The organism is Polaromonas sp. JS666 (genome assembly GCF_900103405.1).
Classification (GTDB): Bacteria; Pseudomonadota; Gammaproteobacteria; order Burkholderiales; family Burkholderiaceae_C; genus Polaromonas.
This window is the reverse complement of the sequence record NZ_FNHX01000003.1, coordinates 18,417-35,161: the sequence shown is the minus strand read 5'-3', so window position 1 is coordinate 35,161 and position 16,745 is coordinate 18,417. Positions and strand designations below refer to the sequence as shown.

The following is a 16,745-nucleotide window of genomic DNA, read 5'->3' as shown; positions in this document are numbered from 1 at the left end:
TGTGATCATAAAATACAATCAACAAAGAATCAACCCGCCGCTCATCCGGACAAACCATGACCTCCATCGCCCCCATTCCTCTGCCTGGCGCCAAGCTCTCTTACTACGATGTCCGATCCGCGATCGAGGCTGTCGCCCCGGGCACGTTTGTAAAACTGCCCTATACGTCCCGCGTGTTCGCGGAAAACCTCTTGAGGAAAAGCTCGGCGCAAGCCCTGAAGGAGGGCTTGCCCGCTCTCCTGAGTGCGCTTGCCGCCCGCAGCCACGACAAGGATTTCCCGTTCTATCCGGCCCGTGTCGTACTGCAGGACCTGCTGGGCACGCCGGCGCTGGTTGACCTGGCCGGAATGCGCGATGCGGTTGCAGAAGCCGGCGGCGACCCGCGCCGGGTGAACCCGGTTGTTCCAACGCAGCTGGTCGTTGACCATTCGCTCAACGTTGAAGTGGCCGGCTCGGAACCAGACGCCATGAGCAGAAACATGGAAAGCGAACAGCACAAGAACGCCGAGCGCTTCGAATTCCTGGCCTGGTGCAAGAAGGCCTTCACCAACCTGGATGTCTTGATGCCAGGCAGCGGCATCCTCCACCAGATCAATATCGAACGCATGTCGCCCGTCATCCAGGTGGACAAAGGCATCGCTTATCCGGATACGCTGGTCGGCACGGACAGCCATACCACGATGATCGATGCCCTGGGTGTCGTGGGATGGGGCGTCGGCGGATTGGAGGCTGAGTCAGTCATGCTCGGCCGTGCGATCTGGATGCGCCTGCCCCAACTCATAAAAGTGCAGCTTGAAGGAGCCGTCCGTCCTGGCGTGCTCGCAACCGACGTGGTGCTTGCGTTGACCGAGTTCCTGCGCGGACAGAATGTCGTTGGCGCGATTCTTGAATTTCACGGCTCCGGTGCCGCGGCACTTCCACTGGCCGATCGAGCCACCATCTCGAACATGGCGCCGGAATTCGGCGCCACGGCGGCGATGTTTGCCATCGACGAACGCACGCTCGACTACATGCTGCTGACGGGGCGCACCCTAGCGCAGGTCGACCTGACTCGTGCCTATGCCAAGGCGCAAGGCCTGTGGGCCGATCAATTCTCCGAAGCGGAATTTGACCGCACGCTGTCGTTTGACCTGGGAACCGTCGTCCGGTCGTTGGCGGGACCCAGCGACCCCCATCAGCGGATTTCTCTGGCAAGCCTCAGAACCAAAGGCATTGCCCAGGAATCGCCCAATGTACCGACAAGCGGCCCGATACCTGACGGTGCGGTGCTGATCGCGGCGATCACCAGCTGCACCAACACCTCCAATCCACGCAGCATGATCGCCGCGGGACTGTTGGCCCGCAAGGCCGTCGAACGGGGATTGACACGCAAGCCCTGGGTAAAAACATCACTGGCGCCCGGCTCCAAAGCCGTTGAGCTGTATTTGGCTTCAGCCGGCCTGTTGGAGCCGCTCCAACAACTGGGCTTCGGGATCATTGGCTTCGGGTGCACGTCGTGCAATGGCATGTCGGGCCCGCTGGCGCCGGCCATTGAAAGTGAGGTTCTTTCCCGCAAGGTGCATACCACCGCCGTGCTGTCCGGCAACAGAAACTTCGACGGCCGGGTGCACCCTCATGTCAAGGAAGCGTTCCTGGCATCGCCTGCGCTGGTCGTGGCCTATGCCATCACGGGCTCCATCCGCGTCGACATGGAGTCGGGGGTCCTGGCCAAAGATGCCGGCGGCGCGGACGTTCTGCTGTCGCAGCTCTGGCCCTCGGACGCCGAGATTGACGAGGCGCTGCAAGCCAGCGTCAAGCCCGAACAGTTCACCAGCGTCTATGACCCCATGTTCAACCGCGGTTCAGGTGAGGCATCAGGAGCCGAGGAAGAAGTACCGGTGCGGTTTGCCTGGCGCGAGTCCAGCACCTACATTCGCCGCCCGCCTTACTGGGAGGACGAATTCACCACAGTGGGCAAGTTCACGGGCCTGCGCCCGCTTGCGGTCCTCGGCGACAACGTGACCACCGACCACCTGTCGCCATCGGGCGCCATTCTCGCGGACAGCGCCGCTGGAGAATTCCTGCAATCGCACGGCGTTGCGCCAGCGGACTTCAACTCATACGGTACCCGCCGGGGCAACCATATAGCGGCAATCCGCGCTACCTTCGCCAACCACCGCCTGAAGAATGAAATGGCCGGCCGGGAAGGATCGCTCACACGCCTGCAGCCCGACAGTGTCGTGATGAGGCTTTTCGACGCCGCCGAGACCTATATGCAACGGGGCCAGCCGCTCATCATCGTTGCCGGCAAAAACTACGGGTCGGGCTCATCACGAGACTGGGCCGCCAAAGGCGTTCGGCTGATCGGCGTCAAGGTGGTGGTTTGCGAGAACTTCGAACGCATACACCGCACAAATCTTGTAGGCATGGGCGTACTGCCGCTTGAGTTCCCCGTGGGTGTGACGAGAAAGACCCTGGAAATTGACGGAACCGAAACATTCGACATCGAGGGAATTGAAGAGGCGTCTCCAGGCCCTGGCTCAGAGTTGACGCTGGTCATTCATCGCCTGGGAGGATCCGTCGCGCGCGTTCCCGTGGTGTGCAGGATAGATACCGAAGAGGAGCGGCAGATCTTTGCCGCTGGAGGCCTGTTGCAGCGCATTGAAACGGAGTTCATGAAAGCGGCCGCTTGATGCCCGCTTCTGCCTATCGCTGGTTTGCCTACGTCGGCTGCAGAACCACTCGCGAGCGCAACGCCCGCGGAAAAGGGCTGTCGGTCTACGGAGTTCCCGCAAGCGGCCCGTGGGCGCTGGTGCAACAGGTCACCGGCCTCGTCAATCCTTCATTTCTGTGCCTGGCGTTCTCCGGGGCCGCGCTCTATACCGTGCATGGGGATCACAGCCACGTCAGCTCTTTCAGCATCGACCCGCGCAGTGGCATGGTGGAGCAGACCGGAGAGCAAGACGCGGGCGGAAAAAATCCGGTTCACCTGGTGCTTTCCCGTTCGCAGCGCTGGCTTCTGGTCGCCAACTACGCGACCGGAAATGTGGTGTCACTTCCAGTGCGGCCTGACGGTTCCTTGGGGCAGATGGCCAGTTCGCTGAGCCTGCCGGGCGCCCACGGCCCACACTCCCAGCAGAAGGGATCGCATCCGCACCAGATCTGCATGGACTCCATGGGTCGGTGGCTGTATGTCCCCGACAAAGGCCTGGACAAGGTATTCAGCTTGTCTTTGCATGAAGGAAGCGGTGAGCTCAAACTTGCCGGCACACTGGAATTTCCATCCGGCACCGGCCCACGCCATATGGCCATGCACCCAAGCTTGCCCAGGGCTTATGTCGTCGGCGAACTGGATCGAACGGTTTCCGCCTGCCGGGTCAACCCCGCAACCGGGGAGCTCGACTTGCTGGATACGGTATCCACCGTACCCGCCGGCGCCGATTCCGGCTCCGCCGCGGGCATCGTCATCGCAAGCGCGGGCCGGTCCTTGCATGTTTCCAACCGAGGACATGACAGCGTTGCGTCCTTCCGGGTCGACGGCGACACAGGAACCTTGACTGACCCGACGTGGGCATCGACAGGCGGTGCGACCCCTCGCTTTATCAGTTGCATGCCCGATGACGATCTGCTTCTGGCCGCCAACGAAGACACCGACAGCTTGACGGCTGCGGCATTGAACGCCACCCGCCACGAAGCTTTGAAATTTCAACCACTCCTTCAGACCGAAAGCCCGGTTTGCGTTATCTTCAGGAAAGCACAGCCATGAGCCCACAACAACAGATCGGAATCAAAGCCACCTATATGCGCGGAGGCACCAGCAAGGGCGTCTTCTTCACACCCGAGGACCTGCCTGCCCCGGCTCAAAGGGATTCAGCGCTGCGCGACGCCATCATGCTGCGTGTCGTGGGAAGCCCGGACCCTTATGGCAAACACATCGACGGCATGGGTGGCGCAACGTCCAGCACCAGCAAAGTGGTTCTGGTTGGCCCCAGCTCCCGGCCGGACTGCGACGTGGATTACTCTTTTGGCGCCGTGTCCATCGACACGGCCGTGGTTGACTGGAGCGGGAATTGTGGCAACCTGACCGCAGCTGTAGGACCTTTTGCGATCACTCGCGGCCTGGTCAAAGCGCCTTCAGAGGGTGTGGCCGTGGTTCGAATCTGGCAGGCCAATATCGGCAAAAAAATCGTGGCCCATGTGCCAATGGCTGGCGGCCAGGTCCAGGAACTGGGCGACTTTGAACTCGACGGGGTGACCTTTCCAGCCGCCGAGATCAAGCTGGAGTTTTTGGACCCCGGCGCCGACGAAGACAGCGAAGGCGGCGCCATGTTCCCGACAGGCAACATGATTGACCAGATAGACATTCCCGGTGTCGGCACTGTAGAGGCAACCCTGATCAATGCCGGCAACCCCACCATCTTCATTGATGCCGCGACAGTGGGTTTAAAAGGCAATGAGTTGCAGGATGCAGTCAATTCGAACGCGGAGTTCCTGGCACGCTGCGAGGCCATCCGTGCTCATTGTGCGGTTCTCATGGGGCTGGCAAGCACCGCGGCCGAAGCGACCGAAAAGCGCTTCCATACACCCAAACTCGCTTTTGCGGCCAAGCCGTTGGACTACACATCATCGAATGGAAAGTTTGTTGCCGCGGCGGACATCGACATCCTGGTACGCATCATGTCCATGGGCAAGCTGCACCATGCAATGACGGGAACAGGTGCCGTGGCGATTGCAGTGGCAGGCGCCATATCCGGCACCCTGGTGAGCCGCCTTCTTCCTTCAGGCTCCAGTGCTGCTGTACGCTTCGGCCATCCCTCAGGTGCGCTCAGTGTCGGTGCGCAGGCTCAGGAGACACCCGATGGCTGGGTCGTGACCAAGGCAGTCATGAGCCGGAGCGCGCGCCGGCTGATGGCAGGTGAAGTCTTTGTTCCCGCGCCGTGATACGGTAAGCAGTCGCATATTGCAGGAGCCGTGAACAGCCCATGCGCAAAGCCCTGATGCCCCTTATTGCCACATTTTTTGTCGGCGCGGCCCTGCTTGCTTTCTGGATCAAGCGCGAACACAGGCCGGCAGAAGCCATCGCCGCGACCCATGCCTATATCGAAGGCGCAGAAGCTGAGGCCGGCTGGAAAGCCCGGCTGCGCAGCTGCGTCAAACCGACATCGTTCACGCCCTTCCAGACAAACGGCAACCGCCTTCGCCGCCTGGCCGGCAACATGGACCCGGATCCAGCGGAGGTCACCGTCGATTTTTTTGATTGCTCGGTTCGCTTCTACCTGCGCAAGCAGAAGTCCGGGTCCTGGCAGGTCTACAAGGTTCAGAGCCATGCGGGCTAGGGCTTGGTGTCATTGAAGCTGTCCGGTCTCCCGGAGTGCGGGCACCTTTGCAGCACACGGCACAATCCGGAGAAAATCACCAAAGTCCTCGCACCTGAAGAAAGAGACCCGATGCCAACCAACGCCTCGCTTGCCAAGCTCTTCGCGCCGACCGGAACGCTGCGCGCCTCGATCAACCTGGGCAACCCGATTCTTGCCAATACCGACCCGGCCACGGGCGCACCCTTCGGTGTGTCCATAGACCTGGCGAACGCCTTTGCGCAGCGGCTGGGCGTACCCCTGGAGCTGGTGGTGGTGGACACCGCGGCCAAATCCGTGCAGGCGGTGAACGAGGAGCGTGCCGATTTCGGCTTTTTTGCGATCGACCCGGTGCGCGGCAAGGAGATCGCCTTCACCGCGCCCTATGTGCTGATCGAAGGCTGCTACCTGGTGCGCGAAGACTCCCCGTTAAGCGCGAATGAAGAGGTGGACAAAACCGGCCGCCGTGTCGCGGTAGGCCTGGGCAGTGCCTATGACCTGTTTCTGACCCGGGAGCTCAAGCACGCCGAAATCGTCAGGGCACCAAGCTCGCCGACCACGGTGGCCACTTTTATCGAACAAAACCTCGATGTCGCGGCCGGCGTCAAGCAGCAGCTGGAGGCCGATGCCCGGCAGAGGGGCGGATTGCGTTTGCTGCCGGGCCACTTCATGGTGATACGGCAGGCCATGGGCGTGCCCAAGACGCGCGGCGAAGCGGCCGCCGACGCGCTGCGCGCTTTTGTTGAGGACATGAAGGCCAGCGGTTTTGTGGCCGAGGCCCTGGCGCGCCATCACATAGAGGGCGCCGCGGTCGCGCCGCCGGGCTAGAGCTTTAGCGCCAGCCGCCGCCAGGCGCCTTCCTGCTGCTCCTGCGCGAGCGCCCCACCGGCAAAGCTGAGCTTGCGTTGCTCGGCGGCCGGCAGCAGCAAGACCAAGGTGTCCTGCACCGGCGGCCGCTGGCCCTCGCGAGAGACCGTGATGTGCAAGCTTTGCGTGGTGGACTCCACACGCAAGCGCCACTGCCCATAAGCCCCGCTGCGCCAGGCCTGGCTATGGCCGTCGTCTTCAAAACAGCTGGCTTCGAAACTACCCTCGCCCCTAAGAGGAAAGAGCTGGAAGCCGCGCACATCCTGGGCCTTGGCGAAATGGACCTCGCCGAGGTTGAGCGGAATCGCGCAACCTTCGCGTGCAAGCAAGGGCGGCGGGCCGTCCAGCGGCGCCTCCAGCGTGATCGACTGGCCGGCATCAAAGCGCCGCGCCGTGTGCACCTCGTACCAGCCCCCGGTGCCGGGCAGCCACACGGGACGCCGCGTCTGGCCGGGCTCGACCACCGAGGCCACCAGCAAATTGGCGCCCAGCAGCATGTCATCGTTTTCCTCCAGGCAGCGCGCGTCTTCGGGGAAGTCGTGGTAGGTCGGCCGGATGATGGGCTCGTAAGCGCTGTGGTAACGCCACACCAGGTCGTAGAGGTAAGGCATGAGCCGGTAGCGCAGGCGTATCAGCGCGCGCACCTGGGGGGTTACCTCGGGGTACATCCAGGGTTCGTTGACGGTCTTGTCGTCGTTCCAGGAGTGGATGCTGAAGCGCGGCAGAAAGATGCCGTGCTGTACCCAGCGCACCAACAGCTCAGGCCCGGGCGCGGGGCCGGAGAAGCCGCCTATGTCATGCCCGGTGTTGGAGACGCCGGACATCGCCAGGCCCAGGCCCATGCGGATGTTGTAGCGCAGGGTTTCCCAGGCCGTGTAGTTGTCCCCCGACCAGGTCTGCACATAACGCTGCATGCCGGCGGCGCCCGAGCGCGACACCAGGTAGGGCCGCTCGGCGGGCGCGAATTCGGTCTGCGCGGCGTGCGAAGCCTGCATCATCAGCAGGGTCTGCAGCGGGCGCACCTCGCGCGCGGGCCGCGGCGCGCCAAAGCCGTGGGCCAGCGCCTTGTCGCTCCAGATTTCGTATTCGTTGTTGTCGTTCCAGGTGGCGGGAATGCCGTATTGCAGCAGCTGTTCGGTGACCTGCTTTTTCCACCAGGCAATGGTCTTGGGGTTGGTGAAGTCGAGGTAGGCACCGGTGCCGTCCCAGAACTGGATGGCGGTGGGCTGGCCGTCCGGGTCCTGCACCAGCAGGCCGGCCTGCCGGGCTTCCTCGAAGCGCGGGTGGTTGCTGAGCAACGCGGGCTTGATGTTGGGCACCAGGCGCACGCCGCGCTCCAGGTAGCTCTGTACAAAGGCCGCCGGATCGGGGAATTTCTCACGGTTCCAGTTAAAGACGTAGCGGCCCGGACCGATGGAGGTGTAGCCCGAGGACAGGTGGAAGGAGTCGCAGGCAATGTCATGCTCTTCGCAGCGCTCGAGGAACTCGCCCATGCGCTCCTGCGCATTCGGCGCGTCGGTGTAGCTCATGGTCGAGCCCGAATAACCCAGCGCGTAGCGCGGCGGAAAGATGGGCCGGCCGGTGAGCCAGGTGTAGCGGCGCGTGATGGCGGCCGGGCCGTCGCCGGCGATGTAATACAGGTCGAGGTCGCCGTGGTCGGCCACAAAGTAGCGGTAATGGCCGTGGTAGTTGTCCATCTCGCGGCCCATGTCGAAGCTGCAGTCGGACAGGGTGTCGTAGAACAGGCCGTAGCAAAGGCCCGCATCCTTCTCGCCGCCCTTGCGGGTGATGTAGAAGGGGATGTGTTTGTACAGCGGGTCGGTGCTGCGCGCGCTGTAGCCCATGGGGTCCAGGTTGCACATGCGGTAGCGCTGGCCGGCGCGGTTGGCGTCGCCGGCGCGCTCGCCCAGGCCGAAGTAGGCCTCGCCGCGCTCACGCTGCAAATAATGGTAGACCTTGTCGTCCCACCAGCCGAAGTTGTAGCTCTGGGTGGGGCGGTCGGCGGCGCTGGCCTGCCAGCGGCCCTGGTGGCGGCTTTCCCAATTGCAGAAGAAGCCCTTGAGCGTGATGCTCAGGCGCACGGCGGCGGTGCTGATGCGCAGCTGCGCGCCGTCCTGCTCAAGCTCACACGCAAAGGCGGGCAGCGAAAATCCGCTCACGTCAAAGCGGTCGCGGCCTTCGGCGGGAAGGTTCTCCAAGCCGGGCGCCACCGTCCAGCTGCGCGGCATCTGCGGCCGGCCTTGCGGCAGCAGCATCACGCGCACGATGTCTTCTTCAAGCACCCAGATGTGGGCCACGGCGGCGCCGTCGCTGGCCAGCACAAGGTGGTTGCCGTTGCGGGACTGCAGGGCGAATACGGGGGGATGGTCCAGGCGCATGGCGGGCGTGTTGTGTGGGGAGGGCATGGCGCTCACAGGCGCAGGCCGTTCTGGTCGAAATAATGCAGTTGCTCCGCGGGCGCGCTCACCCGCACGGTGTCGCCGCGCTTGATGTTTGTCTGGCCGCTCAGGATCAGCTCGAAAGGCACGCCCTCCACCACCTTGCCGTGCAGGATGCTGGTGCTGCCGAGTTGCTCGACCTGGGACACCGCCAGCTGCAGCGGACCGTCGTCCGCCAGCCTCGCATGCTCGGGCCTGATGCCCACGGTCTGGGCGCCGGCCTTGGCGCCGGGCATTTCGGCCGCCGGCACAAAATTCATGCGCGGGCTGCCGATAAAACCGGCCACGAACTGGTTGCAGGGCCGGTTGTACAGCTCCAGCGGCGAGCCGACCTGCTCGATGCGGCCGGCGCGCAGCACCACGATCTTGTCGGCCATGGTCATGGCCTCGACCTGGTCGTGGGTGACGTAAATCATGGTCGCGCCCAGGCGGGCGTGCAGGTCGCGGATTTCAGCGCGCATGGAGACGCGCAGCTCGGCATCGAGGTTGGACAGCGGCTCATCGAACAAAAACAGCTTGGGTTCGCGCACGATGGAGCGGCCTATGGCCACGCGCTGCCGCTGGCCGCCCGAAAGCTGGGTGGGCTTGCGCTGCAGCAGCGGCGTGAGCTGCAGCATGGCGGCGGCGGCGCTGACCTTGCTTTCGATGAGCGCCTTGGCCACGCCCAGGTTTTCCAGGCCGAAGGCCATGTTGTCGTAGACGCTCATGTGCGGGTACAGCGCATAGGACTGGAACACCATGGAGCAGCCGCGGTGCGCGGCGGAGACGTCGTTGACGCGCTGGCCGTCTATGCGGATGTCGCCGCTGCTGGCAGGCTCCAGGCCCGAGATGATGCGCAGCAGCGTGGATTTGCCGCAGCCGGAAGGGCCGACGAAGACCACAAATTCGCCGTCGGAGACGGCCAGGTCCACACCATGGATGATGGTGGCTTTGTCGAAGGTTTTGACGACGTTGGCGAGTTCAAGAGTGGCCACGAAAGAGTCCTCGGTTTATTTGACGCCGGCACTGGCAATGCCGGTGGCGATGTATTTCTGCAGGAAGGCGAAGACCAGGGTGATCGGGATCAAGGTGATCACGGTCATCGCCAGCAGGTAATGCCACTGCGTGTTGAGTTCGCCCTGGAAGGCGTTGAGCGCGAGCTGCAGGGTGAAGTGCTCAGATTTGGACAGCACGATCAGCGGCCAGAGGAAATCGTTCCAGCGCCACATGAAAGAGAAGATGGCCAGCACCGCCATGGCCGGCGCGGCCAGCGGCAGGATGATCTTCCAGTAGATGCGCCACTCGCTGGCGTTGTCCATGCGCGCGGCTTCCAGCAGCTCGTCGGGAATGGTCAGCATGTACTGGCGCAGCAGGAACACGCCGGTGGGCGTGGCCACCGCGGGCAGGATCACGCCCCAGAGGTTGTTGAGCAGGTTCAGTTCCGAGATCACCAGGAAGGCCGGCACCAGGATGATGGTGGGCGGGATCATCAGCGTGGCGATGATCAGCACGAAGACCGTTTTCTGCCCGGTGAACTGGTACTTGGACAGCGCGAAGGCCGCCATGGAGTTGAACAGCAGCGTGAGCAGGGTGGCCACCACGGTGATGAACACGCTGTTCCACAAATAGGTGCCGAAGGCGAACTTGCCGAACAGCTCGGTGTAGTTGCCGCCGGCGAATTTAAGTTCATTGACCGGCTTGCGGTCATTGATGTTGACGCGCAGCTCGGTCTGCGGCGCCGCAGGGTCGACCATGGTGGCGACCAGGCCTATGCGGCGCACCTGGGCCAGCTCGCGGGTCTTGCCCTGTTCGTCCCTGGCCTGGAACAGCGGCAGGGGCTTGTCGTAACCGGCCACCACCACTTCCTTCTGGCTGTAGGGCAGAAAGGTCGGCGGGAACTGGCTCAGCGCGCTTTCAGTCTTGAAGGACGACATCACCAGCCAGAGCACCGGGCCGAACATCACGATCAGGCCGGCCAGCAGGTAGGCGTAAGAGACCCAGTCGGTCCAATGCAGGTGGGTACCGCCGTATTTGCGGCCCTTGGTGCGGGTGAAGAAATTTGCCATCACCGTTTCCTATTTCTGGGTTATTTTTTGGTCTTGCCGGCCTCACCGGCTTTGGACAGTCGCAGCTGCGCAAGCGTCAGGGCCATCAGGCCGGCGGCCAGGATCAGCGAGGCCGCTGCCGCCAGGCCGTAGAGATGGATCTGCTCGGCAAAGCCGGTCTGGTAGATGTACTGCACGATAAAGGTGGTGGCCGAGCCCGGGCCGCCGCCGGTGAGCACAAAGACCTCGTCAAAACTCTGCACCGCGCGGATCATCACCAGCACGAGCACCACGATCAGGTTGGGCATGAGCAGCGGCAGCGTGATGCGCCTGAGCACGCGCCAGGGCGGCGCGGCATCCATCTCGGCGGCTTCATACACGTCTTTCGGAATGGCCTGCAGGCCGGCCAGCAGGATCAGCGTGTAAAAACCCATGTGGGCCCAGATCGACACCACCACCACCCAGAAGAAGGCCCAGTGCCTGTCCAGCAGCCAGTCCATGGGCGAGCCGCCCATGGCCACCAAGCCGGCATTGAACACGCCCTGGCTTTGCAGCAGCCATTTCCAGATCAGCGCCACCACCACCGGCGACAGCAGCACCGGGTAGAAGAACACGCCGCGCCAAAAACCGCGGCCTATGATTTTTCGGTTCAGCACCAGGGCCGTGGCCAGCGAGAAAAACACCATCAAGGCCACCTGGATCAGGCTGAACTTGACCGTGTTGGCAATGGAGCGCCAGAAGATGTCGGTGCGGCAAGTCTGCAGGTCCGCATAGTCGCGGCATTCGAGCAGGATGGCGAAATTCTCCAGCCCCGTGAAAGGCCGCTGTGTGGGCAGCAGGTTCACCCCGCCGGTCACCGCATACACCAGGTTCACCACGATGGGCAAAAAGGTGAAGATGCTGATGATCACCAGGTTGGGCCCGACAAAAAGCCAGCCTATGCGCGATGCGCCCAGCCATTTCTGGCCCAGCCGGAAAACCGGCTCGAACAGGTTGAACAAAAAGCCCAGAAAGGCCGAAAAGACTGACATACCGACTCCGATCTACTGTCCCAAGGGCACTCGCTACGCCCCGGCCTTATGCCAGTGACAGCGCGGAACCGGCTTTGCCGGGCCGCAGCTGTCGCCCCCTGCAAGGGGGGAGGCGCGCACGCAGTGCGCGCCACGGGGGTGTGCCTACTTCTCAGCTTGTTTGACCGCCTCGGCCATGTCGGTGCCGATCTTGGTCACGGCCTCATCCACGCTGATTTCCCCCACGATGGCCTGGGTGACGCGGGTCACGGTCGGCAGCATCAGGGCGCGGTTGTACTTGTAGCCCTGCAGCGCGTAGGCCGGGGCCGCGATGGTGCCAGTGCCGTTGGTAAAGACGGTCAGCGCCGCCTTGGCGGCCGGGCCCGCACTGGTGTACGCCAGGCCCCGCTTGGCCACCCCGGCGTGGGCCGGAATGGTGTTGGTGCGCGACGCGAATTCAGCGACATTGGCTTCCTGCGCCATGAAGTCCAGGAAGCGGCCGACCTCCTTGGGAGACTTGGTGGTCTTGAGCGCCACCCAGGCCGCGCCGCCGGGCATGCCCGAGCAGGCCGCGGGGCCGCAAGGGTTGGGCACGGCGACCCAGTCGAAGGCATTGCCGATTTCCTTTTGCATGCGGTTGATCTGCCATGAACCCGACAGGATCATCACCACACGGCCGTTCTTGAATTCACCCACGGCATCGGCATAGCTGGAGCCGCCCGAGCCGCCCCAGACGTCCTTGAGCATGGTGCCGTCCTTGTGCCAGCCGACGAACTTGCCCACGGCGGTCTTGTAGCCCGCATCAACCGTGAGGTTGCCCTTGGCGTCGAAGATCTTCGCGCCGTAGCTGACGGCCGGGCCCGCGAAGCGGTGGCCCGAGCGGTCCCAGGCCATGGCGGCCGGGGTCTGCGTGGCCTTGGCCACCTTGCGCGCCGCATCGGCCCACTCTTCCCAGGTGGCCTTGGGGCCGGGCATGGGCACCTTGGCCTGCTCGAACAAGGTCTTGTTGACGAAGGGGCCGGTCATGGTCATCTGCGACAGGAAACCGTAAATGCCCTTGTCGCCCGCCTTGTTGCGCATCCAGGGCAAGGTGCTGCCGAAGTTGTCTTCCCAGTACTTGCGGTCCTTCACATAGGCGCTGATGTCGATGTAGTTCTTCGACAGGCCGCCGATCTCGGCGACTCGCGCGATGTCGGGGCCCTGGCCGGCCGCGAGCTGCACGGGCAGCTGCTCAACCACGGTCTTGTAGGGCACCACGTCAAGGATCACCTTGGCGCCGGCGTTCTGGGCTTCATAGCGCTTGATCAGGTCGGCCGTGACATCACATTCATTGCCGTCCTGGTAGCACATGACACGGATGTCGGCGAAGGCGCTGGTGCCCAGCGTGGCGACGGCGGCGCCCAGGAGGCCGGCGCGCATGGCGTGCCTGGCGAGAGAACGAAGCTGGAAGTTCATGTTTGTCTCTTTCTGGAAAAAAGGAAGGTGGGGCCGATCGGTCGTCGGCTTCAGGAATGCGCGCCGGCGGCCGGCGAGGTGAAAACCATGTCTTCTTGTGCCGTCGTCTTGCGATTGTTGTCGGCTTTGGGCTATTATGGCAAACGTTTGCCAACGATTGGCAATCGTTTGCCATACTTGTCTGTGGCGGCTTTCTCGGTTATATGTAGTTGCTGGCATGCACCGGCCGCGCCGCCGGTCGGCCGGCCGCCGTCGCCCTTTGTTTTCCCACAATACGCCCCATCGATGCCTCGCTTTCCACTCGCCGGACTCCCGCCTCGCCAGCCGCATGACCGGCCTTCGCGCCAACCCAACATTCGCTGCGGCGCCCAGACCCGGCAGGCCTGCCGCCCGCAGCGATGACCGACGACACCCCGCGCAGGCGCAAGGGCGTCGGCCCGGTTTCGCTGAGCGAAGTCGCCGTGCAGGCCGGCGTCTCCATCTCCACCGTCTCGCGCATCGTGAACGGCGAAACCCGGCGGGCTTCGCCGGAAACGCTGGCGCGCGTGCGCGAGGCGATCAAGACCGTGGGCTACCACCCGAACCAGCTGGGGCGCGCGCTACGCAGCCGTGAGAGCCGCCTGGTCGCGATGCTGGCCGCCAACCTTGACAACCCGGTGATGGCCACGCTGGCCGCCTCCACCGAGGCCGCGCTGCGCGAGGCCGGCTACACCATGATCCTGTGCGACACGCACGACCGGCCTGAGCTGCAGGACGACTATCTCAACGCCATGCGTTCGCAGGTCGTGCAGGGCTACGTGATGGTCGCGGCGCAGCCCAGTGACGGCCTGCGCGACTTCGTGGAGCGCGGTGCGCCCATGGTCTTCGTGAGCCGGCGCAGCCCGTTCGGCACCTGCGCCTTCGTGGGGCCTGACAACCTGGCGGCCGGCGCCGCCGCCGCAGACTACCTGCTCGACCGCGGCATCGACGCGCCGGCCGTGGTATTTCCGTCGCGCGGATCGTCCACGACCCGGGAACGCGTGCAGGGCTTTTGCGAGCGGGCCGTCGCCAGGGGCTTGTCAGCCGACCGGATCCGCCGGGTGGAGGCCCCCGGCATCTCGCACCTGGAAATCGGCTACGCCGCCGCGGCCCAGTTCGCGGCGCCCGGTGCCTGGCCGCGTGGCGCGATGTGCATCAGCGACCAGGTCGCCTATGGGCTGCACCGCGTGGCCCGCGAGAGCGGGATCCGGGTGCCCGGCGACTGCGAGCTGGTCGGCATCGACGGCAACCCGATCAATGCCTGGCTCGCCCCGTGGCTCACCTCGGTCGAAATTCCGCACCAGGATTTCGGACCGGTCATCGTGGACCTGATGCTGAGCCTGTGGGGCGGCGCGGCGCCACGCGAACGCCTCATGCCGCACCGCATGGCGGCTGCGCTCGAGCGCTGAAACCGGCCGGGCCCGCGCCGGATGCGTCACGCGCCGGGTTTAGGTCTTTTCCAGATCACGCCGTCTACCAGGTAGTGGTGGAAATTCACGGTGAAATGCAGGATGAACACGGTGGGCAGTCCCAGCCAGACCAGTTGCTGGCCGGCCACCGACAGTGCCTGGTACATGGCCGCCCCCACCACCAAACACAGTGCGAGGTATTTACCCGCACTCCTTAGCGGCCTCGTCAGTCGCTCGAGGTCTTGGCCGTGAATGGACCGCTCGCAGGCCGCACCTGGCCGTTGCGCATCGCGACGGACATTCTGCAGCCAGACAAACAGCAGGTATTGCAGGTTGTGCCAGATATTGACCACCAGCCACCCTGACGTGATGTCCGTGACCCACAGGTAGGCCACGCTGATGACAAGCAGGTGCGATGCCACAAACAGGCTGTGCCTTGCGTTAAGCCGCCCCGCCAGCGCAAGGCGTATCTGCCGATACGCCCACCATGCGGCGGCAAGGACCGCGACTATGCCTGTTGCGTCAGCCAGTGCGGCGTCAACGGCTGGAAGATAGATGGGGTAGCTATAAAAGAATTCAGGGGCCGTTGTACACCGGTGCATCAAGCCCCAAAGCGGGAAGAGATAGATCAGGCTTTCCGACAAACGATCCGGGCCCGTGGCCTGCGGGTCGGCCCTTCTGTACGCCCTTGCAATGCCGAACGACTGCCGGGTGACATGGTAGGTCTGCGCAATGAAGTACAGGGTGAACAGGCCGCCCAGCTCATAGGCCAGCGCGACCATCGTGACCCCGACAAGCACGATGGGCGGCAAACCAAAAATCAGGAACCAGTGCTTTTTGACATGGGCTTTGTCAAACCCGATGCGGGTGTAGGTGGCAATGACGTGGGGGCTGGCGAACAGCCAGACGTCGACCAGCACTACCGCCAAAAACATCGCCGGCGAGATCATCGCCAAAGCGCCCAGGACCAGCGCAATGCCGACCGTGCCAAAGAGAAACAGCCTGTCAAACCACGGTCCGTAGAGGAGTGGGCCGTGATTGGCGGTATCGACCGACCAGTGCAGGTTCATGTCACAACCATAGGGACTGGAGGCGGCCGCGGAGAGCCAGGTGGAACGTATTTTGGCGGTCGGGTGAATTGGGTTCTTGGCCGAAGATTGCGTTCCGTCGACGCCTTGATCTGCTCGTATGCGCTGTTGAGGCCGGCCTCAAACCGCGAAGCCAGCGTCAGCCTGCCGGGCATGGCAGACAAACCAGCGGGCGGCAACGTCTGGTAGGGGTCATACCACGGGCTGGCTTCACAAGGGTAGCAAAGCCCATCGGCATCAAACTGGCTCCGGAATTGAATGGAATAAACCACCCCACCGGGTTTATCGCTGTCGATGGGAAATGAAAAATCCACAACAGAATCAGAGGCATCGGCGGCAGGATTGCTGTCGCGTAACAGGATGAAACCGGAATCAGTGAGGGCGCGGACCCACTCCCGCTTCAGATCCGGCAGTTTGACCTTGACATAGGAGTTGTCGTAAGTCCAGCGATTACGCTCTCCGCCCCATGCGTTTTTGTAATCAAACCCGCGCTGGGGATCCAGGTAGTTCAGGGATTTGTTTTTGATGGACGAATACGCCTGGTCAATGTCCGGGTAGAGCCTGCTGCTCAGGTCGTACTGGACCATCCATGGAAATTTCCCGATGTCCGTTTCGTCCTGTATTTTTCCCCATCGCAAAAAACAGTTCATGCACCGGCCATTGACAACGGTGCCATCTACCTTGAATCCAAAAATCACAACGCCGTATTTGCCATTCTTGTCCACGGGATAAGAAAACCGGAAGACCGTGGCACTGTCTGCGTCTTTTTTTGCGGCAAGCAGGGTGAAGCCGGATTCCACAAACGAATCAGTCAGGATTTGATTCAAATCCTGCACTTTGATGTTTTTGTAGATCGCCATCGGGAATGCGTTCGGCGTTCCTATCTGCCTTGTTGCAATCGGGTTTGCAAGCGGCTGGGCGCTTGAAATGGAAAAACATCCCAACCCCAGGGCCAGGAACACTGCAATTCTGGGCAACATTTTTTTAATCCCCTCCGATGATTTCAAAGGCGATTAGAAATCAAGGCCGATTCCCGTCAAGAGGCGTTTCTACTGCAAGTCCAGATCTTTTCTCTGAATTGACCGGTATTTGAGCCAAACTCA

At 63.0% G+C, this 16,745-nt stretch carries 13 protein-coding genes; 6 read left to right on the top strand and 7 right to left on the bottom strand.

Features of this window, described 5'->3' with window-relative positions; genetic code table 11:
- Positions 1-56: 56 nt before the first annotated feature.
- From acnA to BLQ85_RS08405, 5 genes are all read left to right on the top strand, one after another.
- Positions 57-2,672, top strand: a complete 2,616-nt coding sequence (gene acnA, locus BLQ85_RS08425) for an aconitate hydratase AcnA (protein ID WP_074575905.1) — start codon at positions 57-59, stop codon at positions 2,670-2,672.
- Positions 2,672-3,745: a lactonase family protein gene (locus tag BLQ85_RS08420; protein ID WP_074575904.1), complete on the top strand. Its 1,074-nt coding sequence runs from the start codon at positions 2,672-2,674 to the stop codon at positions 3,743-3,745. The genes acnA and BLQ85_RS08420 overlap by 1 nt, the downstream gene beginning before the upstream one ends.
- Positions 3,742-4,920, top strand: coding sequence for a 2-methylaconitate cis-trans isomerase PrpF (gene prpF, locus BLQ85_RS08415; protein ID WP_074575903.1), 1,179 nt, complete (start codon positions 3,742-3,744; stop codon positions 4,918-4,920). Before BLQ85_RS08420 ends, prpF begins: the two co-directional genes overlap by 4 nt.
- Positions 4,921-4,961: 41 nt before the next feature.
- Positions 4,962-5,315, top strand: coding sequence for a hypothetical protein (locus BLQ85_RS08410; protein WP_074575902.1), 354 nt, complete (start codon positions 4,962-4,964; stop codon positions 5,313-5,315).
- A gap of 111 nt (positions 5,316-5,426) precedes the next feature.
- Positions 5,427-6,161 carry an ABC transporter substrate-binding protein gene (locus BLQ85_RS08405; protein WP_074575901.1) on the top strand — a complete coding sequence of 245 codons (735 nt, stop codon included), beginning with the start codon at positions 5,427-5,429 and terminating at the stop codon, positions 6,159-6,161.
- On the opposite strand, the gene BLQ85_RS08400 is transcribed toward BLQ85_RS08405, so the two are convergent.
- The 5 genes from BLQ85_RS08400 to BLQ85_RS08380 all read right to left on the bottom strand — a co-directional run bounded on the left by BLQ85_RS08400 (position 6,158) and on the right by BLQ85_RS08380 (position 13,127).
- Positions 6,158-8,578, bottom strand: coding sequence for a glycoside hydrolase family 31 protein (locus BLQ85_RS08400; RefSeq protein ID WP_074576739.1), 2,421 nt, complete (start codon positions 8,576-8,578; stop codon positions 6,158-6,160). The genes BLQ85_RS08405 and BLQ85_RS08400 overlap by 4 nt on opposite strands.
- Before the next feature lie 32 nt (positions 8,579-8,610).
- The gene (locus BLQ85_RS08395; protein ID WP_074575900.1) at positions 8,611-9,612 is read right to left on the bottom strand and encodes an ABC transporter ATP-binding protein; all 1,002 of its coding nucleotides are present in this window, start codon (positions 9,610-9,612) and stop codon (positions 8,611-8,613) included.
- 15 nt (positions 9,613-9,627) lie between these two features.
- Positions 9,628-10,683, bottom strand: a complete 1,056-nt coding sequence (locus tag BLQ85_RS08390; RefSeq protein WP_074575899.1) for a carbohydrate ABC transporter permease — start codon at positions 10,681-10,683, stop codon at positions 9,628-9,630.
- Between the two features lie 20 nt (positions 10,684-10,703).
- A complete protein-coding gene (locus BLQ85_RS08385) occupies positions 10,704-11,693 on the bottom strand; it encodes a carbohydrate ABC transporter permease (RefSeq protein WP_083336788.1) in 990 nt (329 codons plus the stop codon).
- Positions 11,694-11,837: 144 nt separating this feature from the next.
- Positions 11,838-13,127, bottom strand: coding sequence for an ABC transporter substrate-binding protein (locus BLQ85_RS08380; protein ID WP_254806383.1), 1,290 nt, complete (start codon positions 13,125-13,127; stop codon positions 11,838-11,840).
- 398 nt (positions 13,128-13,525) lie between these two features.
- On the opposite strand from BLQ85_RS08380, the gene BLQ85_RS08375 reads away from it, so the two are divergent.
- Positions 13,526-14,554 carry a LacI family DNA-binding transcriptional regulator gene (locus tag BLQ85_RS08375; protein ID WP_074575897.1) on the top strand — a complete coding sequence of 343 codons (1,029 nt, stop codon included), beginning with the start codon at positions 13,526-13,528 and terminating at the stop codon, positions 14,552-14,554.
- A 26-nt stretch (positions 14,555-14,580) separates the two neighbouring features.
- Here BLQ85_RS08375 and BLQ85_RS08370 read toward each other — a convergent pair whose 3' ends face one another.
- A complete protein-coding gene (locus BLQ85_RS08370) occupies positions 14,581-15,624 on the bottom strand; it encodes a hypothetical protein (RefSeq protein ID WP_074575896.1) in 1,044 nt (347 codons plus the stop codon).
- Complete coding sequence (locus BLQ85_RS08365; RefSeq protein WP_139200927.1) at positions 15,621-16,622, bottom strand: hypothetical protein; 1,002 nt, start codon at positions 16,620-16,622, stop codon at positions 15,621-15,623. The genes BLQ85_RS08370 and BLQ85_RS08365 overlap by 4 nt, the downstream gene beginning before the upstream one ends.
- Positions 16,623-16,745 lie beyond the last annotated feature (123 nt).